The organism is Bartonella sp. AA97HXZ (assembly GCF_042196985.1).
GTDB lineage: Bacteria > Pseudomonadota > Alphaproteobacteria > Rhizobiales > Rhizobiaceae > Bartonella.
In genome coordinates this window covers 83,115-106,068 of the sequence record NZ_JBHIRC010000003.1, presented here as the reverse complement: position 1 = coordinate 106,068, position 22,954 = coordinate 83,115, and the positions used below count along the sequence as shown (strand labels likewise).

Here is a 22,954-nt window from a genome sequence, read left to right as displayed (position 1 = left end):
GGTCGTTTTTTTTTAAAGTTTTATAAAATACTTAGGGAAATATTTCACGAAAATGTTGACGATGAGGTTAATCCATGGTCAAGCATAATAAAACAAGTTTTTTGGTTCAGTTTTATTAAAAGAGTATAATGGGAATGACGATTGAGCATTATAAGATAGGCGAACGCTATAATCCACGTGCGAGAGAAAAAAAATGGCAAGAAATTTGGGATGAAAAGAAAATTTTTCAGACTGTCCAAGAAGATGCTCGTGAAAAATATTATGTTTTAGAGATGTTTCCTTACCCTTCTGGGCGCATTCACATGGGGCATGTGCGCAATTATGCCATGGGGGATGTGGTTGCACGCTATAAACGCGCCAAGGGGTTTAATGTCCTTCATCCCATGGGGTGGGACGCTTTTGGGATGCCGGCTGAAAATGCTGCTATGCAAAATAAAGTGCACCCTAAAACTTGGACTTATCAAAATATTGCGGTGATGCGTGGGCAATTAAAGCAATTAGGGCTCTCGATAGATTGGACTCGGGAATTTGCGACTTGTGATGTGGAATATTACCACCGCCAACAAATGTTGTTCCTTGATTTCTATCAAAAGGGGTTGGTAGCACGTAAAGTGGCTAAGGTGAATTGGGATCCTGTTGATCATACTGTTTTGGCCAATGAACAGGTTGTTGATGGGCGGGGATGGCGTTCTGGTGCGTTGGTGGAACAACGTGAGTTGACGCAGTGGTTTTTCAAAATTAGCGACTTTAGTGAAGATCTCTTGGCAGGGCTTGAAGAGCTGAACCAATGGCCGGAAAAAGTTCGCACCATGCAAAAAAATTGGATTGGAAAATCACAAGGTTTGCTGATTCGTTGGGCTTTAAAGTCGGCGGGTGATGCTGATGATGTTTGTGAGAAATTTGATGAGGTTGTTTGTTATTCAACGCGTCCTGATACACTGTTTGGCGCTTCCTTTTTGGCTCTGTCTGTTGATCATCCTATTGCACAAGCTTTGGCAAAAAAAGACAAAGCGTTGAGTGCTTTTATTGAAAATTGTCGGTGTGGTGGAACGACAACGGCAGCACTTGAAACAGCTGAAAAACAAGGGTTTCTCACGCCCCTTTTGGCTGTTCATCCTTTCGATTCAACAGTACATATTCCCGTTTATATCGCGAATTTTGTGCTTATGGATTATGGAACAGGGGTTGTTTTTGGTTGTCCAGCTCATGATCAGAGAGATTTCGATTTTGCGCGTAAATATGATCTTCCAATAAAACCCGTGGTTTTGCCAAAAGGAGAGCAAGCAGAAGATTTTGTTATTACTGAAACACCTTATACGGGTGATGGGGTGATGATCAATTCTAGTTTTTTGGATGGTTTGACACCCCGACAAGCTTTTGAAGAAGCTGCTAAAAAGCTTGAAAAACAAATGCTCAATGGGCAACCGCAAGGGAAGAAAACAGTGCAATTTCGTTTGCGTGATTGGGGGATTTCGCGTCAACGTTATTGGGGGTGCCCCATTCCGATGATCCATTGTACAACTTGTGGGGTTGTTCCTGTTCCACGTGCTAATTTACCGGTTGTGTTGCCTGATGATGTTACTTTTGATCAACCAGGAAATCCTCTTGCACGACATGAAACATGGCAGAATGTTACTTGTCCTTCCTGTGGTCAACCTGCCAAACGCGAAACCGATACCATGGATACATTTGTTGACTCTTCTTGGTATTATGCACGCTTTACGGCTCCTTTTGCGCAGGGACCTGTTGACAAACAAGCAACAGCTGAATGGTTGCCTGTGCAACAATATATTGGTGGAATTGAGCATGCCATTTTGCATCTTCTTTATGCACGCTTTTTTATGCGTGCTATGAAATTGGTCGGTCATGTGACGGTAGATGAGCCTTTTAAGGGGCTTTTTACCCAAGGTATGGTGGTGCATGAAACCTATCGAGATGGTAAAGGGTGGGTTTCTCCAGCAGAAATTTCGATTGTTGAAAAAGATGGAAAGCGGTGTGCTTATAAATTAACCGATCAAAGTGAAGTGACGATTGGTTTGATTGAGAAAATGTCAAAATCAAAAAAGAATGTCGTTGATCCTGATGATATTATTGCATCTTATGGCGCTGATACTGTGCGTTGGTTTGTGTTGTCAGATTCTCCTCCCGAGCGGGATGTCATTTGGACAGAATCTGGTGTTGAAGGTGCACATCGCTTTGTACAGCGTGTTTGGCGCCATGTGGCTGTGAGTGCTTCTATTTTAAAGGATGTGGCGCCTTGTGCAGGGCATCAGGGAGCGGCTTTGGAACTCTCAAAGGTCGCACATCGCACGCTTTGCGCTGTAGAAGATGATTTGGAAAAATTCGCTTTTAATCGGGCTATTGCACGCCTTTATGAATTCTTGAATATTATGGCGCCGTTGTTAAATAGGATAGAAAGTGTTGACGATGAAATGAAAGCTTCTTTACGTCAAGCTATGGATTTTTTTCTTGCTATGATTGCACCCATGATGCCCCATTTAGCAGAAGAATGTCATGCTGCTTTAGGGGGAAAAAATTTAATATCTGCGCTTGCTTGGCCTATTTATGATCCCACGTTAACCGTTGCGGAATGCTATACTTTGCCAGTACAAATTAATGGTAAAAAACGTGGTGAGGTGAGCGTTGCAGCAACTGCTGATGAGGTGATGATTAAAGAAGCGGTTTTGGCGTTAGATTTTGTAAAGGCGCAGCTGATTGAAAAGCCTGTGAAAAAAATCATTGTTGTTCCACAAAGGATTGTGAATGTCGTTTTTTAGAAGTTCTATTCTTGTCATTTTAGCTGGTGTATTCACACTGTTGTGTGGATGCAAAGTTGAACCGCTTTACCGTCAAGAGTTGCAGAGTGCAATGACAATGGATTCTGCTTCTTATGGGAATCCTGCTTCTGGACAAGCTTCTTTGGGATTAGCGCAAAAGCTTGCTTCTATTGTTGTGGAAGAACCTTCGGATCGTTTTGGACAAATGGTGCGCAATCATCTTCTATTTCTTTTGTATGGAAATGGTGCTAAACCTTCTCTACCTGCTTATCAATTGGCATTGCAGATATCCGTCTTTACCAGAGAATCGATGCAGATAGAGGTTGATTTCGAGAAAAAGAGAAAGGGACGACCTTCTGTTGGAACTGTTATGAGCAGAGCTTCTTACACTTTGCAGGATATGAAAAATACTCTTGTTGCAAAAGGAACAGCAATGATGAATGCATCTTTTGAGCGACTTCGTCAAGAATATGCAACGCTGCAAGCAGAAGAAGATGCAAAAAAACGTGTTGCGGAAGAGTTGGCTGAACAGATCTTTTTGTTACTTTCAAAAGATCTTTCCAATAAAAATTCTAGATATTAAGCAATATTTTGTCCTGTTTTTTTCCAGTCGTCGAGGAATATTTGCAACCCTTTGTCGGTGAGAGGGTGTTTGACCAGTGCTTTTAAGATTGCTGGTGGAACTGTTGCAATGTCAGCACCACTGAGTGCTGCTTCTTTGACATGATTAACGGTGCGGATTGAAGCGGCCAAGATTTGTGTTTCAAAGTTATAGTTATCATAAATTGTGCGAATTTCATGAAGCAGTTCACTTCCATCATTTCCACAATCATCAAGTCTACCAATAAAAGGTGAAACGAATGTTGCGCCTGCTTTGGCGGCTAATAAGGCTTGATTGGCAGAAAAACAAAGTGTGAGATTTGTTTTTAGTCCTGCTGCTGTGAGGGCTTTACAGGCTTTTAATCCATCGAGTGTTAAAGGAAGCTTGATACAAATATTGTCGGCAACCTTTGCTAAAACAGCTGCTTCTTTCATCATGTTTTCAAATTCTGTTGCTGCAACTTCAGCAGAAACAGGTCCGCTAACGAGAGCACAAATTTCTTTTGTAACATCAAGAATATTGCGTCCTGATTTTAGGATAAGAGAGGGATTGGTTGTGACACCATCAACAAGGCTTAAATTCTGTAACTCTTGAATTTCTTCAATATTGGCGCTATCCACAAAAAATTTCATCTCTAACCTCTTCTTTTTAGCTTTATCCTATTTTTTGTTATGCGCTATTGTTGACTGCAAAAGCAAGAGAAAGAATTAATATCTGTGTAAAGAACAAGAATGCTATGGTGTTAATCATGTACCCGTTTTCGGTAAAGAAATATGATTTATCGTTTCCACACCTATTTCATAGTGTTGCTCGTGATAAGGCATAGAATTCATTGCGTACCAACATTTTTGCGTATTGGCATCTTTGCGTAGCGGTGTTTTTATATTTATGGAAATAAGCTAGCATTATCAAACACTTTGCTCATTTCCTATTTGCGATTGCTCTTGATATTTGAGAGTGCATCATAAGATACCTTCCTTTTTTAGGGGGTATGTTTAACTTTGTTTTTGATGAAAGCGGATGGATTTATTTTGTCGTAAAACACTGTTGAAGAACGCCTGTAAAATTTTACGCATGAAGGGTTTTTTATGGTCAATTACATTGATTTATTCTGTGTTCTCCATTCTTCAACAATACGCTTTTGTGCTGCTTGTATTGTTGCTTGATTCTCAATCAAGCTGAAAGATGTATACACGTGTTTTCACGTTTTGGCACAAAGCCAAGGTGAATATTGTAACGGCTCCATTTGCAATATTATTCTCCCTATAATTAAAATCATGGGATACTCTTTACATCAATAAGGATTTACAAATGTTCCTCGATGGGGTTGAAATGAGAAAAATTCATCGTATTGAGGGTTTTATTACAATAGGTAAAATGATGATTATATCTTTATAAATCAGTTTGTTGAAGATAAATTGAGATATGAGGCGGTAAAAAAATAAACGTGTGTGTTGGGAAGAGGTCACACTATGGGATCGCTTTGTTGAAGGATGCACTTAACCGATAGCATGTTGAATGCTTAATAGTGATGCGCTTTATTTACACAGAAGAATGGCGCTGGTTTTTTTGCTATAGAGTTTTTTGTTATAGACGATGAGATTGGTTCTTTTACTGGCACTTTGGTGATGAAATGAGTATTAAAAAGAATTTTTGTTAGAAAAGTGTTGTAATCGGGGGGATTGAATCCTGCAATGAATTTTATAAGAGTGTTTAAAGATTAAGGTTTAGGCCTGTTGGTGCTCAATAGGTCGTAGATTGGTTTAAAAGATGAATTCAAACATGATAGAGGAAAAGATTGTATCCGTATTGGTTCCTCTTCCTGTTGCTCACGCTTATAGTTATAAAGTTCCATCTTCTATGGAGGTGAACGTTGGTTCCTTTGTTCGGGTTCCGTTGATGGGGCGTGAGCTTTGCGGTTTTGTTGTGGATGTTGGAGAGCAGACAGCCGATGGGCAAAAGTCTGCTCCTGTGGCGCGTGAAAAATTACGCTTTCTTCTTCATGTTTTTGATTGTCCCCCATTAAAGGCAGAAATGATCACATTTTTGCGTTTTGTTAGTCGCTATACAATGGCACCTTTTGGTCTTGTAGCACGATTGGTTTTGTCGGTACCGGCTGCTTTAGAGCCGGAAGCGCAGATGCTGGGTTTGCGATATTGTGGTGGAAATGTAGAACGTCTCACACCAGCGCGGTCACGGGTTTTGGAATTGGTGCGTAATGAGAAGATATGGACAGGTTCTGGTCTGGCACATGCGGCTGGAACTTCGGTTTCTGTTGTTGAAGGTTTAAAAGCGCTAGGAATTTTTGAAGATGTTAAGGTTCCTGCTCCTGATCTTGTGGCAATGCCTGATCCTGATTTTTGTCCCCCTCAGTTGCAGGGAGCGCAAAGTGAAGCAGCAACATTATTGCGGGAAGGTGTTTTATCTTCTCAGTTTCAAGTTTTTTTGCTTGATGGTGTTACGGGATCAGGAAAGACAGAAGTTTATTTTGAAGCGGTCGCTCAAGCTTTCAAAGGGGGCAAGCAGGTTTTAATTTTATTGCCGGAAATTGCTTTAACACAGCAGTTTTTAGATCGTTTTTATGCACGTTTTGGCGCTGTGGCAGCAGAATGGCATTCTGATTTGACGCCACGTCGTAGAGAACGCGTCTGGCGGCAAGTTGCAGAAGGGCGGGTGCGTGTCGTTGCGGGGGCTCGTTCAGCACTTTTTCTTCCCTTTCATGAGCTTGGCTTGATTGTTGTCGATGAAGAGCACGATAGCGCTTATAAACAAGAAGAGCGCATTTTTTATCATGCGCGTGATATGGCTGTTGCACGGGGCTCTTTTGAGCATTTTCCTGTTATTTTATCTTCAGCCACACCGTCGATTGAAAGCCAAGCCAATGTTTTAAAAGGGCGTTATCAAAAGGTGCATTTACCTTCCCGTTTTAAAGAAGCTGCACTTCCACAGTTGCGGGTGGTTGATATGCGCCAAGGGGGGGTGCAAAAGGGGCGCTTTATTTCCTTTGCTCTTGAAAGGGCTTTAAAACAAACGCTTGATAAGGGCGAACAAGCTCTTCTTTTTCTTAATCGTCGTGGTTATGCACCTTTGACTTTATGCCGAATTTGCGGACATCGTTTTCATTGTACCGATTGTTCAAGTTGGTTGGTAGAACATCGTGCGCAAGGGCAACTGAAATGTCATCATTGTGGATATCATGAACCACTTCCTGAAGCCTGTCCTGAATGCGGAACCTTAGATCATCTTGTGGCTTGCGGACCAGGTGTGGAAAGAATTGCCGAAGAAACACAAATGCTTTTTCCTCAAGCGCGATCATTGATCCTTTCAACAGATCTCAAAGGAGGGATTGGGAAGTTGCGAAGCGAATTACAAGCCATTGCCAATGGCGATGTGGACATTATTATTGGAACACAGTTGGTCGCTAAAGGACATCATTTTCCCAAGCTCTCTCTGGTTGGTGTTATTGATGCTGATCTTGGTCTTGCCAATGGCGATTTACGCGCAAGTGAACGTACCTATCAGCTGCTTTCTCAAGTTACCGGAAGAGCAGGGCGTGTGGGATTGAAAAGTTTAGGATTATTGCAAACTTATCAACCAGATCATCCGGTCATCAAAGCCTTACTTGCATGCCAGCCAGAAGATTTTTACACACGTGAGATTGCAGCGCGTCAGCATTATCATTTGCCCCCCTATGGGCGGCTTGCCTCTTTGATTGTGTCTGCACAACAGCGCCAAGCAGCAGAATATTATGCGCGCGCATTGCGTCAGGCAGCGCCACGGGAAAAAAATATCTCGGTTATGGGACCAGCAGAAGCGCCTTTGGCTTTGGTTCGGGGGCGTTATCGTTTTCGGCTTTTGCTGCAAGGACAGCGTTCTTTTGATATACAAGGGTTTATACGTGCAATGCTTAGCGGTACACCCAAAATGCCCAGTTCCGTTCGGGTTCAAATTGATATTGATCCGCAAAGTTTTTTCTAAAACCAGTATCGCATAAAGTGAAGGTCTCTTTGCTTAAGGTGCTTTACTTGAACTCTTATATTATTCAGAATAAGCATCTAGGCAGCAAAATATGATACATGTCCATTGCATTAAGTGGAGCCACGGGAAAAAATATCTTTGTTATAGAACCAGCAGAAGGGCCTCTCTTCTTCGAGGGCACTATCATTTCGGCTTTTACTTCTTTTTTGTATGAGGGACAGTATTCTTTTGATAGGCGGATTATAAGGGCTGAAAATGCTTAGTTGTACACCCAAAATACCCAATTCTATTCGCGTTCAAATTGATATTGATCTATGTTTCTTCTAAAATCAGTGCAATATAGTGCCATATAAAGTGAAGCTACGCGGGCTTAATGAAGGGCGTGATTTTGATAAAAAAATTTGAAAAGAGAGAATTTGTCGATATTTGAAGCTTATCCGGTATGAAAAATGATATATTATCATTATAAATCAATGTTTTGTATATTTAAAGAGTGTGCTTACAAGAAAATATTACTTGGTGAAATTTTTTAAAAGGAGTGGGTATTTGAAGAAAAAAGAGCAATGTTTTCTTTAATTTTTAGGAGGATATTCATTGTTTTTTCTTTCTTATCAGTTTGAAATAATAGACTTTTTCAATCGCAGCTGCATCTCATTAAAGGTCTTGTGGTGATAAAGGGAGTGTTTTTTTATGGTGACAAGAGCGTTTGGTGGCAAGGGCATTTGAAGAAAAATCAAAGAGAGTGAAAAAATCGCTCAGAGAATGTCAAAAAGAGGCATAAAAAAACTGTGATGCCATCCTGTATATCTAAAAAAAATGCTTTTCAAAAATATTTTGAATATTTTATTAAAATTTTTAAAAAGCAGCGATTTGTGGTGTTGCGAGTCGGCTATGTCTATGCTAGAAACCAAGTGATTTTTGTTCTAGGTTTTAAGAAAAAGATTCTTAAGATTGAGAATGTCTGTTTCATTTCATCTGATAACTATCAGAGAGTCGCTCAAGGGAAAGAGGCGGTATTTCGTGTCGGATTCATTTTCTCTCATACCGCTGCCGTTGGTAGATCAACGCTATGCGCAAGCGCTTTTTGATTGCGTTCAAGAAGCCGGAAACGTTGAAAAGGTTGAAAAGGCAGTAGAGGATCTTTTGCTTGTTTTGGAGCATAAGGATTTAAAACGCTTTGTGCTTAGTCCATTCTTTTCAGTTAAAGAACAAATTAAGGTGATGCAATCTGTTTGTGCAAACATCAAATTTGCTGATAAAAATGCAGGGCAGGTCATTGGTAATTTTTTACGCGTTATTGCCACAAACCGTAGGCTTAGTGCTGTATTTGGTATTTTACGTGCTTTCCAGCATTGTGTTGCACGCGCTCGTAGGCAGGTTACTGCGCAAATTGTTTCTGCGCGCCCCTTAAGTTCTCAACAAAGACAAGAGTTGTGTGAGGCTTTGGAAGGTGTTGTTGGAGGAAAAGTCTTGCTGCACATCATTGTGGATCCAACAATTCTTGGTGGATTAATCGTTCGTGTGGGGTCGTCTCAAATTGATACGTCTCTTCTCACAAAATTGTCTTCACTTAAGCTTGCATTGAAAAAAGAGGTCAGCTGATGGATATTAGACCATCTGAAATTTCAAAAATTCTAAAAGAGCAAATCAAAAACTTTGACCAAAAGGCTGAGGTTTCAGAAATTGGTTGGGTTCTCTCTGTAGGGGATGGTATTGCTCGCGTTTATGGTTTGGATAATGTCCAAGCAGGGGAAATGGTCGCCTTTCCAAACGGTGTGCGTGGTATGGCACTCAATTTGGAAGTTGATAATGTTGGTGTGGTCATTTTTGGCTCAGATCGTGATATTCGTGAAGGTGATTGTGTAAAGCGGTTAGGTGCTATCGTCGATGTTCCTGTGGGTCCCGCTTTGCTTGGGCGTGTGGTTGATGCGTTGGGAAACCCTATCGATGGTAAGGGGCCCATTAAAGCAACAGAGCGTCGTCGTGTCGATGTTAAGGCTCCTGGAATTATTCCGCGTCAGTCTGTCCATGAACCGATGTCGACTGGATTGAAAGCGATTGACGCACTCATCCCTATTGGACGGGGGCAGCGTGAATTGGTGATTGGTGATCGCCAAACAGGAAAAACAGCAATTTTGCTCGATACATTTTTAAACCAAAAACCTTTTCATGAAAAAGGGGCTGGACGAGAGCAAGATAAAGTTTATTGTATTTATGTGGCTATCGGTCAAAAACGTTCGACGGTGGCACAGTTCGTTAAAGTTTTAGAAGAACGTGGAGCGCTGGAATATTCTATTATTGTTGCAGCGACTGCTTCTGATCCAGCACCACTGCAATTTATTGCACCTCTTGCTGGGTGTGCTATGGGCGAATATTTCCGTGATAATGGGCAACATGCTTTGATCGGTTATGATGATTTATCAAAGCAAGCGGTAGCGTATCGTCAAATGTCTCTTTTGTTGCGTCGTCCACCAGGGCGTGAAGCTTATCCGGGTGATGTTTTCTATTTGCATTCGCGTCTTTTAGAGCGGGCTGCAAAGCTGAATGCGGAAAATGGATCGGGGTCGTTGACAGCTTTGCCGGTCATTGAAACGCAAGCAAATGATGTGTCTGCTTATATTCCTACAAATGTTATTTCCATTACCGATGGGCAAATTTTTCTAGAGACTAATTTGTTTTATCAAGGAATTCGTCCTGCTGTAAATGTTGGTCTTTCTGTATCACGTGTTGGTTCAGCAGCGCAAATTAAAGCCATGAAGCAAGTGGCTGGTTCGATCAAAGGTGAATTGGCACAATATCGTGAAATGGCAGCTTTTGCGCAGTTTGGCTCTGATTTGGATGCATCAACCCAGCGCCTTTTGAATCGGGGAGCACGCTTAACAGAGATTTTGAAGCAGCCGCAATTTTCTCCTCTCAAAACAGAAGAGCAGGTGGTGGTTATTTTCGCGGGTGTGAATGGCTATCTTGATTCTCTAGCGGTTTCTGATGTCGCACGGTTTGAACAGGGGCTTTTGGTGCTTTTGCGGAGTGATTATCAAGATCTCTTAAAGGCAATTGCTGAGCAAAAACAGATAACAGATGAACTGAAAGATAAGTTGATAACTGTCCTTAACACTTATGCGAAAAATTTTTCGTGATGAATTGATGGAATGCTTGAATGGCTTCACTAAAGGATCTTAGAGACCGTATCGCTTCGGTTAAAGCAACACAGAAAATTACCAAAGCTATGCAGATGGTTGCGGCAGCAAGGTTGCATCGTGCCCAAGAGGCGGCGCAATCGGCACGCCCTTACGCAAAAAAGATGGCTGATATTTTAACCAGTGTTGCTGCTGATGTAGATGGTGTTGATGCACCGGCTCTTATGCGTGGTACGGGGCGCGATGATGTGCATCTCTTGGTGGTGTGTACGGCTGAACGCGGTTTATGTGGGGCTTTTAATGTGCAAATCGCTCGTCGTGCTCGTGAGCAGATTAAAGCCCTCTTGGCAGCTGGTAAAATTGTGAAAATTATCACTGTGGGTAAAAAGGGTGCCGATATTTTATCGCGTGATTACAAAAGTTTGATGATTGATCACATTGATTTACATGCGGTAAAGCGAATTGGTTTTGCCGAGGCGGTGATGATTAGTCAATGCATTGTTGATTTGTTCAATGAAGGCGCTTTCGATGTCTGTACGTTGTTTTATTCTGAATTTGTTTCCGTGATTAATCAGCGTCCAACAGCTTTTGGCTTGATCCCAATGGGGACTCCAAAAGCAGCTGTTGAGGCAATGGATATAGATGTTGTGGAGCAAAAAGAGACAAGCAAAGGTTCACAGTCAACGGTTTGTGAGGCGATTGTTTATGAGTATGAACCTGATGCTGCGTCTCTTTTAGAGGCCCTTGTACCACGTAATCTTTCGGTGCAAATCTTTCGGGCTTTGCTAGAAAATGTTGCTGGTGAAATGGGCGCCAAGATGACAGCTATGGATAATGCATCGCGCAATGCGGGTGAAATGATTAGTAAATTGACGGTGGCTTATAATCGTCAACGTCAAGCACAGATTACGACAGAATTGATCGAAATTATTGCGGGCGCTGAAGCGCTTTAAATGGAGAAGGTAAAGATTGATGGTAAAAGCAGTAACCTCAAGCAAAGGAACAGAAAAAGGTGAAAAAAAGAAACCAGCTGCTCGTTCCAGCGTGAAAAAAGCCGCTTCGAAATCTCAAGTGGATGTAAAGGCTTCCTCTGTACCTGCGCGTGATGCAGCTAAAGATACACCTGTAAAAAAAGATACATCCGCAAAAAAAGAAGAGCATGCAAAAGGCGCTGTTGGTGAAATCAAGCAGATTATTGGTGCTGTCGTTGATGTGCAATTTGAAGGTGAATTGCCAAAAATTCTCAACGCTTTGGAAACAGAGAATTTAGGCAATCGCTTGGTATTAGAAGTTGCGCAGCATTTGGGTGAAAATACTGTGCGTACGATTGCTATGGATACGACTGATGGTTTGATGCGGGGCCAAAAGGTTGTGGATACAGGCACACAAATTAGCGTTCCTGTAGGAGAAGCAACGTTGGGACGTATTATGAATGTGATTGGGGAACCGGTGGATAATGTGGGACCAATCGCTTCAACCAAAACACGTTCTATTCACCAAGAGGCACCTGAATATGTTGAACAATCGACTGTTTCGGAAATTCTCGTAACCGGTATTAAAGTCGTGGATTTGTTAGCCCCTTATTCTAAAGGGGGTAAAATTGGCTTGTTTGGTGGTGCTGGTGTTGGAAAAACCGTTCTCATTATGGAGCTTATAAACAATATTGCAAAGGCACATGGTGGCTATTCTGTATTTGCTGGTGTGGGAGAACGTACACGTGAAGGAAATGATCTTTATTATGAAATGATCGAAAGCCGCGTGAATGTGAATCCAAAAGAGAATAATGGTTCAACGGAAGGGTCAAAGTGTGCCCTTGTTTACGGGCAAATGAATGAACCACCAGGAGCGCGTGCGCGTGTGGCTCTTTCAGGATTGACAATTGCAGAAAGTTTCCGTGATGAAGGACAAGATGTTCTCTTCTTTGTGGATAATATTTTCCGTTTCACGCAAGCAGGAGCTGAGGTATCTGCTCTTTTAGGGCGTATTCCTTCTGCTGTTGGGTATCAGCCGACTTTGGCAACAGATATGGGGGCGTTGCAAGAACGTATTACCAGTACAAAAACAGGCTCTATTACTTCCGTTCAGGCAATTTATGTTCCGGCAGATGACTTGACGGATCCGGCGCCGGCAGCGTCTTTTGCTCATTTGGATGCAACAACTGTTCTTTCGCGCTCTATTGCGGAAAAGGGGATTTATCCAGCGGTTGATCCGCTTGACTCTTTCTCGCGTATGTTGGATCCATTGATTGTGGGGGAAGAGCATTACACGGTTGCTTGTCAAGTGCAAACCATTTTACAACGTTATAGAGCGCTTCAGGATATTATTGCTATTCTTGGAATGGATGAACTTTCTGAAGATGACAAATTGCTGGTGGGGCGGGCACGTAAAATTGAACGTTTCCTTTCGCAACCTTTCCATGTTGCGGAAGCCTTTACTGGTTCGCCGGGGAAACTCGTTCCTTTGGAAGAGACAATCAAAGGCTTTAAGGGGCTTTGTGCTGGCGATTACGATGATTTGCCAGAAGCTGCTTTTTATATGGTTGGTTCGATTGATGAAGCACTTGAAAAAGGAAAGCGTCTCATGGCAGAGGCTTCTTAGTAAGAAGCTTCTTATTCAAGAGAAAACTGTCATGGGTATTTTTCGTTAAAAAGGACGAGTCGTTGGAGAAAACGGAGAGTCCTTATATCGGGTATTTTGGAGACTTTTGTGGAAAACAATAGAGAAGAGCATTTTTTATTTGAGCTTGTATCGCCTGAAAAAATTGTGTTTTCAGAGCAGGTAGTGTCTGTTGTTCTTCCTTCAGCCTCAGGTTATTTGACAGTTATGGCGCATCATGCGCCATTGGTGGCAAGTATTGTGTTGGGCAGTGTTCGTGTTCGCACCTCTGTGGGTGAAAAATTATTTGTTGTATGCGGGGGTGTTGCAAATATTACCTTTTCAGGCTGCTCTTTATTGGTAGAGCACGTTGTGGCTGTAGAGAATCTTTCTTTTGATGTATTAGAACAGCAGATTTTGCAGATTCAAGCGACGTTAGAAGGAGGGACAAGTGATGAGGACAATCATAAAATAGAGGCTTTTTTCCAGCAGTTGTCAGCTGATGGTGCTGTGTTGATAGAAGCGTAGCAGAGTATACAGGAAAAGATGACATGAGCGGAAAAAAGAGTACGGTTGTGTCTGCTAAAAGGAGTGCAAAACCTTTTCCTCGTCCTGGTCGTGTCTTTGCGGGACCTTTGCCAAAGTGCTTTGTTTATATTTTTGCTTCTCTTATTTTGCAATGGGCTTATGGTTTAGGGGCTAATATTGTTCAGTCTAACATTGTCCATCTTACGGGTGATTTTCATGCAACTTTGGCCGAGACGACATGGCTGGTAGCGGCTTATATGGCGCCAAATGTGAGTGTAGCGATTATGTTGATCAAAATCCGCTATCAATTTGGGCTGCGCGCTTTTGCTGAATTATCAATTCTTGGCTTTGTTTTGGTTTGCGTGTTGCAGCTCTTTGTTACGGATTTGCGTTCTGCATTGATTATTCGCTTTTTTGCTGGGATTGCTGCTGCTCCTTTGGCTTCGCTTGCACTGCTTTATATGATGGAGGCTTTTGCTCCAGCAAAGAAGTTTACTGTTGGTCTTAGTTTGAATTATATGAATGCGGCTTTAGCGGCACCTTTATCACGTTTGATTTCTCCTGATTTGCTGGAAAATGGTGGTTTTTCCAGTCTTTCCGCTCTGGAAATGGGGTTGGTTCTTATCAGCTTGGTCTGTATCTATACTTTGCCTCTTACTCCTGTTGTGCGTAGTAAGGTTATTCAAAAATTAGATTGGATAAGCTATGGTTTGATTGCTCTTGGTCTTGGATTAAATGCTGTGATCATGTCTGTTGGCATATTGTATTGGTGGTATGAAGCACCATGGATTGGTTGGGGGCTCGCACTTGCTATTTTCTCGTTGGCTATTGCTATTATTATTGAGCTTAATAGAGAAAAACCGTTGATTGATCTCCGTTGGATTTTCAGTAAAGAAATGGTCCAATCTGTTTTTATTTTATTTATTTTTCATGTTTTTTTATTGGAGCGGTCAAATTTGCCCGTAGGGTTTTTTAATCTTTTTGGTTTGCTCAATCGTGAGATGGCGCCCATGTATCTTGCGGTGACATTAGGGATTCTGTTAGGGGGGGCTGTTTGTGTCTTTTTTTTACGGGCGGGGCGTGAGGATTATTTTTATTTGTTGTCTTTGGGTTGTTTGGCGTTAGGAGCTTATTTAGATAGTCATGTAAACCATTTAACGCGCCCACAAGATATGATGTTGAGCCAAGGGTTGGTGAGTTTTAGTTATGCACTTTTTTTGCCTCCGGCTCTTTTCAAAGGGTTTGTGATCGCTGGTGAGCGAGGACCGCGTTACGTTTTAAGTTTTATTGCTGTTTTTTTGCTAACGCAAGTGACAGGGGGATTGATGGGGTCGGCTTTTTTTGGCAGCCTTCAGTTTTATTTTGCCCATAAGAACTTTGAGTCCTTAACACAAAATATTATTATTACTGATCCGCTTATTTCTGGTGAGATGAATACTTTATTTTCGCCTTCTTATGGTGTTTCTGTTCCCAATGGCTTGAGAAGTGAGCAGGGTACTTCTATGTTGATAGAGAAATTTAAGTTAACAGCAAATATTTTTGCTTATGATGACGTTTTTCGGCTTTATTTTTATATTTCAATGGTTGTATTCGTTATTTTTCTTGTCACAATGATTGTTAAGTCATGCTCTTTGCGTGCATTAGAAAAGTAGAGTAATGTCATAGAAAGAGGGGTGCAAAAAAATGATAAAAAAATTACGGTCAAAAGCTACGATTGTTGCATTCCTATCGGGCATTACGGGTGTTTTGCTGATTTTGTGGGCTTGGAGGCTTCCTCCTTTTGTGAGTAACATTCAAATAACGGATAATGCTTCTATTAAGGGCAATGTTACTCTGGTTAGTTCACAGATCTCTGGGGTGATTGCACGGATTTATGTGCAAGATTATCAACGTGTTGAAAAGGGAATGCTGCTTTTTGAGCTCGATGATTCTCTTTTTCGGCAGCAGCTTGCACGGGCACAGGCTGTTCTCGATTCAAAAAATGCAAAACTGGCAAGTATTGAATTACAAGCACAGCTTTTGCAGGGCGAAATTAATACAGCAGAGGTGGAATTGGCGCGTTCACGAGCATTTTCCAATGTTGTTCCAGATAGTAAAAAGTTAGGTTTTGGTGATGCGGCAAGTTCTGTTTCTCGTCCTCTTTCACAACTCTTGACAGCTCTCGAAACAAAACGCCAATTGCAAAAACAATTGGATCTTGAACGGCAAAGTTTACAGTCAGAAATTGCGGGAGCGAAGGTGAGTGTTGAGTTGGCAAAACTTAATCTCGATCACACAAAGATTTTATCTCCTCGAACAGGCTATATTGGATTAGTTGGAGCGCGGGTAGGGCAATATGTTATGCCGGGGACACAATTGGTCTCTGTTATTTCTGATGATATTTGGATTATTGCTAATTATAAGGAAACGCAACTTTCTCAGATGCGTGTGGGACAACCGGTTGTTTTTTCTGTTGATGCATTGAACAACAAAAAGTTAACAGGGCGTGTGGTTCGTTTTGCACCTGCTACAGGCTCAGAGTTTTCATTGTTAAAAACGGATACGACAATTGGTAATTTTATCAAAATTGCGCAACGTATTTCAGTACGGATTGCTTTAGATCCTGGGCAGGAAGGAATTGAAAAACTCATTCCTGGCATGTCCGTGGTTACCTATGTAGATACTTCGCAGCGAGTCGATTCTGGAGGATGAAATTTTGGGTTTTTTCAGTTTAATTTTTGCGTCATTTACTTATAGCAAGTGGTTGTTTACATTGGAAGATTTCGTTTGGTTTGCTATACTACATGTTTTAAAGCTCTTAGGCTTCTTATACTTTTATGTCATGATGTAAAATAATGTTCCTTAGAATATTAAAGCGCATGCATCTTTACTCACTTCCATTTCTTTTGAACTAACTCAGTAGGGGGGGAGTATTGGAAGCTTTGCCTGTGGTTTTGCACAACACTGTCCTTTGAGGTGTGGTGTCACCGCATGTTTGGAAGATGGGGGTAGGGGGGATGCCAGATAAAAAACTGGATTATAGACTGGGTCGGATGGGAAACTTATCCTTTTGGGAGAGGGCGTAAAGTTAGGAGGAAGACGTAAAGTTTATATTTTGTAAACCATAAAAATGCCCGTTTTGAGGCGGGCATTAAAAGGGAAGGTTATTGGTTGTGTTATTAATTTTTACGGATCAGTAAGAAGCTTACTAAAACGACTCCTGCTGCTAATGCGAGGGTTTTTTTAGGATTTTCTTTCGCTTTTTTCTTTAATTCTGTAGCATGTTCGTTGAGGTGATAAAGTGCGTGACGGCCTTTTTGTTTCCATGTGTTAAACAGCTCAGAAATGTTTTCAAAGCTATCATTTTGAAAACTCCAATGATTTACGGGGACCAGCTCTCTTTTTAATTGTGCTATACGTTTTTTAATTTTAGCATTTTTTCTATGGGGTGAAAATAGACACATTTATTGACTCCTTCATGTGTTAAATTGTTGCGTGACAGTTGGAATTGTGTTTGGGGTTTTGCTATAACGGCTTGAACATTGAAAGGTTGCATTGATAATGCCGCGCGTGGGTGAGATGAGAATTAAAAGTTTGGGTTTAATGAGGCATTTCTTAATGTACTTGAGTTCATTTCGTGATGGTGTTTGTTAAGGATGTAAGGTAAAAATTTTTACAAAATGGTGTAAGATTCATTCATAAAGATGGTGGGCGATGTCTTCATTTTTTTGTTTGTTTAAAGTGTTGGGATAGCTTTTGGCACTTGAAATAGTTTATAAGGAGTTTTTATCTATCTATTCTCTTGTGGCTGTAGGGAGTGGTATTGATTGATTCAATTAAGAAGATTTAAAATGAGGAAATCTTACGATATTTGGGGTTGCTATTCAAATTTGTAAAAAATAGATTATTATAAATCAATATGTTGGATTAATTTGGCGATGTCTTTCATGCATTTTTAAAAATTGCGCTTTGATAGGCGTTATCTGTTGTGTTGTAAAACATTGTTTTGTGGTGACGTTGATTAAGGTATCGGCATGCAACTTAAAAATACAGTATTGTCTCTGTTTTGTTTCAGTTTCTTTTTGAAGCAACCAAGTGTAGAAGTATAAACTTGAACAGAAGTAGTAGAACTTATCCGGTGCGTCTATAGAATGAATCTACCTATGAATTGTATTGCATCAGTGTTAGTAGGTAGAACCTTTTGAGAGCAATCTGTTAAGATTGGTGGGCGGTGTAATTTTCGTCCTTTGAAGCGCGGAGGAAGTCAATGTAAATAATGATTGATAGCGCAGGTTTTAAAAATTTGAGGACTTGATGAGTACGACCTATTTTTTATCTAAACCACTTGAGCGTCGTCGATCTGTTGGTGTTGCTGTTGGTGATGTGATTATTGGGGGGCAGAGCCCGATAGTTGTACAGTCAATGACCAATACAGATACCGCTGATGTTGATGCAACTGTTTCTCAAGTAGCTGCTCTTTGGCAAGCTGGTTCACAATTGGTTCGAATTACTGTTGATCGCGATGAAGCGGCGGCAGCTGTACCAAAAATACGGGAGCGATTGGAGAGGTTAGGATTTTTTATCCCATTGGTGGGGGATTTTCATTATATTGGCCATAAGCTTTTATCAGAGCATCCTGCGTGTGCTGAGGCGCTTGCAAAATATCGCATCAATCCTGGAAATGTTGGTTTTGGCGCAAAAAAAGATCGTCAATTTGCAGAAATTATTGAGATTGCTTGTCGGTATCATAAACCTATTCGCATTGGCGTGAATTGGGGCTCTCTTGATAATGCGTTGTTAACACGGCTTATGAATGAAAATGCACAGCAAGAAAATCCTTTATCGGTTGCTGAAGTGATGCGGGAAACTGTTGTGCAGTCTGCTCTGCAATCGGCTCTTTGGGCTGAAGAGATGGGATTGGGACGTGATAAAATTATTCTTTCTGCTAAAGTGAGTGATGTCCAAGATCTTATTGCTGTTTATACCACCTTGGCGGCGCGTTGTGATTATGCTCTTCATTTGGGATTAACGGAAGCTGGGATGGGAACAAAGGGCATTGTTGCTTCTTCGGTGGCTTTGGGTATTTTATTACAGCAAGGGATTGGTGATACGATACGAATTTCCTTAACACCAAAACCTGGTGGTGATCGGACACGAGAAGTAAAGGTGGGGCAAGAACTTTTGCAAGTGATGGGGTTTCGGCAATTTTTGCCTGTTGTTGCGGCTTGTCCTGGTTGTGGGCGCACAACCTCAACGGTCTTTCAACAATTGGCACAAAAAATTGAAGCAGATTTATACAAAAATATGCCTGTTTGGCGTGAAAAATACCCTGGCGTTGAAAGCTTGAAGGTTGCTGTGATGGGATGTATCGTCAATGGACCGGGGGAGTCAAAGCATGCGGATATTGGAATCTCTTTGCCTGGAGTGGGGGAAAGTCCTGCGGCACCTGTTTTTATTGAGGGACAAAAGGTAAAAATTTTACGGGGTGATCACATTGCTGAAGAATTTGAAGCGCTTTTGAGTGATTATATTCATACACGCTTTGGGCAAGGTTGAGGTAAAAATCGCATAAGGTTGAAGTAAAAAGGGTGTGTCGTTTTTTTTAAAACAAGCTGTCTTCAATGTGAAGATGGTGCTGTTGTATGCTGCTTTAGCTATGGTCAATACTGTTGTTGGTTGCTTATTATTTTAGGTAAAACCAGATGATATGCCTGTTTTAGAATCAGAAGCTTATGAAGGATATTAATGAGTTTGAGTGTGTTAAGACTATTAAGCAAAACGATATGAATACTTTAAATAGATCCGTAAATGTTGTTGCTGGTTTTTTGGCTGCTCTTGAGACAGTAAAATATTTAACGGATTCTTCAAATATCAAATTATAGAAAGAACATTGTTTATTGATTTTTCAGGCATTTTCCCAGCATTTTTGGGGTATCAAATTGATAGGATTGGAAATCCTTATAGCGATTATAGTCCTATTTGTCGTAAAATGTAAGCTTTTATATTGATATAAAATGATGTATACGGGTGCCTTTTTTGGCGTTATTGGGGGAGTGCATGACAAGTATATTAGCGTTTGGCTTTTTATTTAACGGTATAAGGATTTTAACTGGCGCCTTTATTGTCTTTTATATGCTTGAAAAAGGCTTAACGCTTATTGATATAGGTGTCATTAAGTCGTTTCAGGCTTTTATTATGATGGTTACCGATATTCCTCTGGGATATTTTGCTGATCGAAAAAGTTATAAAATATCGATCGTTTTGGCAGCGGCTTTTGCTGCCACATGGCTCTTTCTCATGGGATTTTCTACAAGCTTTTATGGTTTTCTTTTGGCAGAAACTTTTAATGCCTTATCGCTGACATTAATTGCTGGAGCCTATAATGCTTTACTTGTTCAATATGCAAAAGAAAAATTGACATCCACTAAAAAAGTGCTTGGTTCCAGCTCTCAATATAATTACATCGGCATGTTTATATTCAGTTTGATCGGTGCTTATTTTGCTGATTATTCGAGCCAATATATATGGTATATCGCGGCGTTTTTAATGTTGATGACAACACTATTTGGTTTGTTTTTTCTTGATGACTTGAAGGGGGAGAAAAAACCAAATAAAGCGAATTCTCTCATTTGTGAAGCTAAGGAGATGTTATCTATTTTTATTAAAGTTCCTTATATCTCTTTATGCTTTTATTTTTCATTGATTTTTTTCAATATATTCTCGCAGTATTGGCAGTGGATATTTAAAGATCATAATATTAATGTCACTTATTTTGATCTTGGTGTGACATTTTCATTGATATTGCTCTCTCAGCTCTTGGCTAGTTTTCTCTTTACAAAACTAAGTGAAAGAGTGAATTTTATTTTACTGTTGTTTCTTTCGGCTTTACTGATTTCTACAGTCGCTTTCTTTGAACCAAGAAAAGAAATGGCTGTCATTTTAGTCTGTATGATTTTTTATCTCATTAAGTATACATATCTTCGTGTAGAAGTTATCTTGCACGATAGTATTAGTGATCATTTCAGGGCTACATATGAATCTTTCTTGTCAACCGTTGGGAGATTTAGCTTATTGGTATTTTTTTACATGAGTGCGTATATGGTCAATATATTTGGCTTTTTCTCACTCGTTTATATTTTTGCTATTTATTTATTGATTTACTTGTTGGCGGTATTTTTTTTAGAAGGAACTCTCAAAAAAGTTCAGTGAAAATATTAACTTATTACGATACGTATTTTATAGGGTTTCATAGTGGGGCAAGGCTCTGATTTATTAAGGCGCATCGTTGTTTTTTCATGTTGAATGAGAAAGCTGAATAGTCTCAGTTATTCTTATTTAAAATCTATGTATGTTGAAGCAATCAAAGTCATCTGCTTGTACGTTATAAGTGGGCGTGGCATAATAATCGTTAAAAGGGAAATAAAAATGCTGCTCATGAATATTGCACAAAGAGTTGCTGATAAGATTGGACGCTGATAAAGAAAATGATTGTGCCAGATTATATGCTTATTAAGGAATGGTGATGAAGCAGTTTTCCCCATTTTCATTGGTTCCTTGCTGCTAACCCTTTATCTCATTAGAGCTAATTTAAGCAGTCGGACAATTTATAGCCTGTCCGCATAAGAATTCCCGTATGATCGATTTTGATATTTTGATGATCTATTTTATTGTTGGTATATTTAGCGGATTTTACCATTGCCTCCTTTAAAATATCAATCATCTTGTTGAGATAATTTTTTTACGTTGTACATTCTCATTTTTGAGTATTTTCTCTTTGATTGTGGCGTTAGCTCTGTATTTTCTGATGTTAGAAAATACTCTTAATCCAGATAATAAACTTATCTATGGAAACTTTGAATGATAGCCCCCTCTTTGAGAGGGAATAAAACCAAGTACAGAAATATTGTTGAGTACAATTTGCTACAAATAAGCCACAAGAAACCAGCACATATTGATATATTTGATAGGAATCTGTTAAGCTGTACAAATTATGGTTATTAAAAGGTAAAGCGATGAAATCGTTATCCATAACGCATGTTGTAACATTTATAACTCTTTTTTCTGTATTGGTATTGTTGGGATGTACGCGCGTAGATAGTCTAGAGCAGTATAATAAACTTTACGAAGAATATATAAGTGAAAAATACGAGGCTTTTGAACATTTTCAAAAGCAGGAACAAGCAAGAAATTTCGTTTATAGCCGTGGTTATCAGAATATCGCGCCCAAATTTGATATTATATGGCATCGTCACATACTTATTGTTTTATGTGGACGCTTTGTTAATTTATTACGCGGTGATTATAATGAGGAGATGTCATGGGCAATGCTACCCAATGTCATAAGCAGTTTGCGTTATGACTATAATTGGAGAGAAAGCGATTTTATCTGGGCTTATAATATGTCTATGAATTCTACCGACCCCATGATTAATTATGCGAAAAAATTTCTTAATTCTTCAAGTGGAAATGGTATTAGCCCAACAACACAAATTATTGACCTTGTGTCTAGTATGAGAGCTGGTCATAGTGAAAATACTAAACAAATAGCACGTTTTTGCATAGAGCTCCGCACGATATATGACATGATGCAACCAAGAGGAATTTACAAATGACATTTAACGAGCAAAGTTCTCTCGAAGGATATTAAATGGCTATAATAGTCTTAATAATCGCGGCATTTTCTTATCCATGTTGCATATTTGTTCATTATGGCTTCAAAAGGTGGACATATTTTCCAGCTTTGGCAACAGGTATAGGTTCATTTACAATGATGCTTTTCATCTTAATAAGAAAACTGCACTTAAAGGAGGAAATTTGCACTTGGGTTGAAAAAACGACTTATCACAAATTAGATTGCGCTTTTATATATAATAATAAGGACTTTTTTTATCTTTCTGTTGCAATGATCATTCTCTGTTTAATCTTATCAATTCTCTTTTTATGTGATGAATTGAATCAACGAGATAAAGAGCGTGATGAATTAAAGTTGTATAGTGACCATGATTATTATTAAATTGAAGTTATTACACACTTTTGTAAATAAAAATGTTTCTGCTTTTGAAGGAGCGTGCCGACACAATCATTCACTTTGCTAGCTCCTAATGTTGTGGACAGCCCATGGCTTTTAAGCCGGTTCATAAGAGGCATTTTTTAGTTCTTTCTTTGATGTTTTGCTCCACACGGCTTTTCCCGCTTGTGAGGTGCAAGCAAGTGATTTTGATTGATTTAACATACACAGATTTGAAATGAAAGAATCTTACGGTATTTAGGGTTCTTATTCAAGTTGAAAAACATGAATTATCATTATAAATCAAATGTTTTATATCTTTCTTGCTAAGAAAAGAGAGATCGGTAATAAT

General features: G+C 40.0%; 15 protein-coding genes. 13 read left to right on the top strand and 2 right to left on the bottom strand.

Translation table 11 applies throughout. The features are described 5' to 3' along the window. The first annotated feature begins 134 nt into the window (after positions 1-134). Both leuS and lptE read left to right on the top strand, forming a co-directional pair. Positions 135-2,777, top strand: coding sequence for a leucine--tRNA ligase (gene leuS / locus ACFINE_RS03250; RefSeq protein WP_375621052.1), 2,643 nt, complete (start codon positions 135-137; stop codon positions 2,775-2,777). Next, on the top strand, positions 2,764-3,360 hold the full coding sequence (gene lptE, locus ACFINE_RS03245) for an LPS assembly lipoprotein LptE (RefSeq protein ID WP_375621022.1): 597 nt from the start codon (positions 2,764-2,766) through the stop codon (positions 3,358-3,360). Before leuS ends, lptE begins: the two co-directional genes overlap by 14 nt. Here the strand turns inward: lptE and fsa are convergent. Further along, complete coding sequence (fsa, locus tag ACFINE_RS03240) at positions 3,357-4,010, bottom strand: fructose-6-phosphate aldolase (protein WP_375621021.1); 654 nt, start codon at positions 4,008-4,010, stop codon at positions 3,357-3,359. The two genes, lptE and fsa, sit on opposite strands and share 4 nt — an antisense overlap. A 1,150-nt stretch (positions 4,011-5,160) precedes the next feature. Here fsa and ACFINE_RS03235 point away from each other — a divergent pair. From ACFINE_RS03235 to ACFINE_RS03200, 8 genes are all read left to right on the top strand, one after another. After that, positions 5,161-7,356, top strand: coding sequence for a primosomal protein N' (locus ACFINE_RS03235; RefSeq protein ID WP_375621020.1), 2,196 nt, complete (start codon positions 5,161-5,163; stop codon positions 7,354-7,356). 1,020 nt (positions 7,357-8,376) lie between these two features. Beyond that, positions 8,377-8,958, top strand: coding sequence for an ATP synthase F1 subunit delta (gene atpH / locus ACFINE_RS03230; protein ID WP_375621019.1), 582 nt, complete (start codon positions 8,377-8,379; stop codon positions 8,956-8,958). Continuing rightward, positions 8,958-10,493: a F0F1 ATP synthase subunit alpha gene (atpA, locus tag ACFINE_RS03225; RefSeq protein ID WP_375621018.1), complete on the top strand. Its 1,536-nt coding sequence runs from the start codon at positions 8,958-8,960 to the stop codon at positions 10,491-10,493. The genes atpH and atpA overlap by 1 nt, the downstream gene beginning before the upstream one ends. A 20-nt stretch (positions 10,494-10,513) precedes the next feature. Beyond that, the gene (locus ACFINE_RS03220) at positions 10,514-11,446 is read left to right on the top strand and encodes a F0F1 ATP synthase subunit gamma (RefSeq protein WP_375621017.1); all 933 of its coding nucleotides are present in this window, start codon (positions 10,514-10,516) and stop codon (positions 11,444-11,446) included. 19 nt (positions 11,447-11,465) lie between these two features. After that, positions 11,466-13,091, top strand: coding sequence for a F0F1 ATP synthase subunit beta (atpD, locus tag ACFINE_RS03215; RefSeq protein ID WP_375613176.1), 1,626 nt, complete (start codon positions 11,466-11,468; stop codon positions 13,089-13,091). 108 nt (positions 13,092-13,199) lie between these two features. Further along, positions 13,200-13,616: an ATP synthase F1 subunit epsilon gene (gene atpC, locus ACFINE_RS03210; protein ID WP_375611725.1), complete on the top strand. Its 417-nt coding sequence runs from the start codon at positions 13,200-13,202 to the stop codon at positions 13,614-13,616. A gap of 23 nt (positions 13,617-13,639) precedes the next feature. Further along, positions 13,640-15,268, top strand: a complete 1,629-nt coding sequence (locus ACFINE_RS03205) for an MFS transporter (RefSeq protein ID WP_375621016.1) — start codon at positions 13,640-13,642, stop codon at positions 15,266-15,268. Between the two features lie 31 nt (positions 15,269-15,299). Continuing rightward, the gene (locus tag ACFINE_RS03200; protein WP_375611727.1) at positions 15,300-16,307 is read left to right on the top strand and encodes an HlyD family secretion protein; all 1,008 of its coding nucleotides are present in this window, start codon (positions 15,300-15,302) and stop codon (positions 16,305-16,307) included. 467 nt (positions 16,308-16,774) lie between these two features. Here ACFINE_RS03200 and ACFINE_RS03195 read toward each other — a convergent pair whose 3' ends face one another. Next, positions 16,775-17,059, bottom strand: coding sequence for a hypothetical protein (locus ACFINE_RS03195; RefSeq protein ID WP_375611728.1), 285 nt, complete (start codon positions 17,057-17,059; stop codon positions 16,775-16,777). A gap of 850 nt (positions 17,060-17,909) precedes the next feature. Between ACFINE_RS03195 and ispG the strand changes: the two genes are divergently transcribed. The 3 genes from ispG (at position 17,910) to ACFINE_RS03180 (ending at position 22,207) form a co-directional block, all read left to right on the top strand. After that, a complete protein-coding gene (gene ispG, locus ACFINE_RS03190; protein ID WP_375621015.1) occupies positions 17,910-19,151 on the top strand; it encodes a flavodoxin-dependent (E)-4-hydroxy-3-methylbut-2-enyl-diphosphate synthase in 1,242 nt (413 codons plus the stop codon). A 501-nt stretch (positions 19,152-19,652) separates the two neighbouring features. Then, positions 19,653-20,804 carry an MFS transporter gene (locus ACFINE_RS03185; RefSeq protein WP_375621014.1) on the top strand — a complete coding sequence of 384 codons (1,152 nt, stop codon included), beginning with the start codon at positions 19,653-19,655 and terminating at the stop codon, positions 20,802-20,804. Between the two features lie 803 nt (positions 20,805-21,607). After that, complete coding sequence (locus tag ACFINE_RS03180; protein ID WP_375621013.1) at positions 21,608-22,207, top strand: hypothetical protein; 600 nt, start codon at positions 21,608-21,610, stop codon at positions 22,205-22,207. The last annotated feature ends 747 nt before the right edge of the window (positions 22,208-22,954 follow it).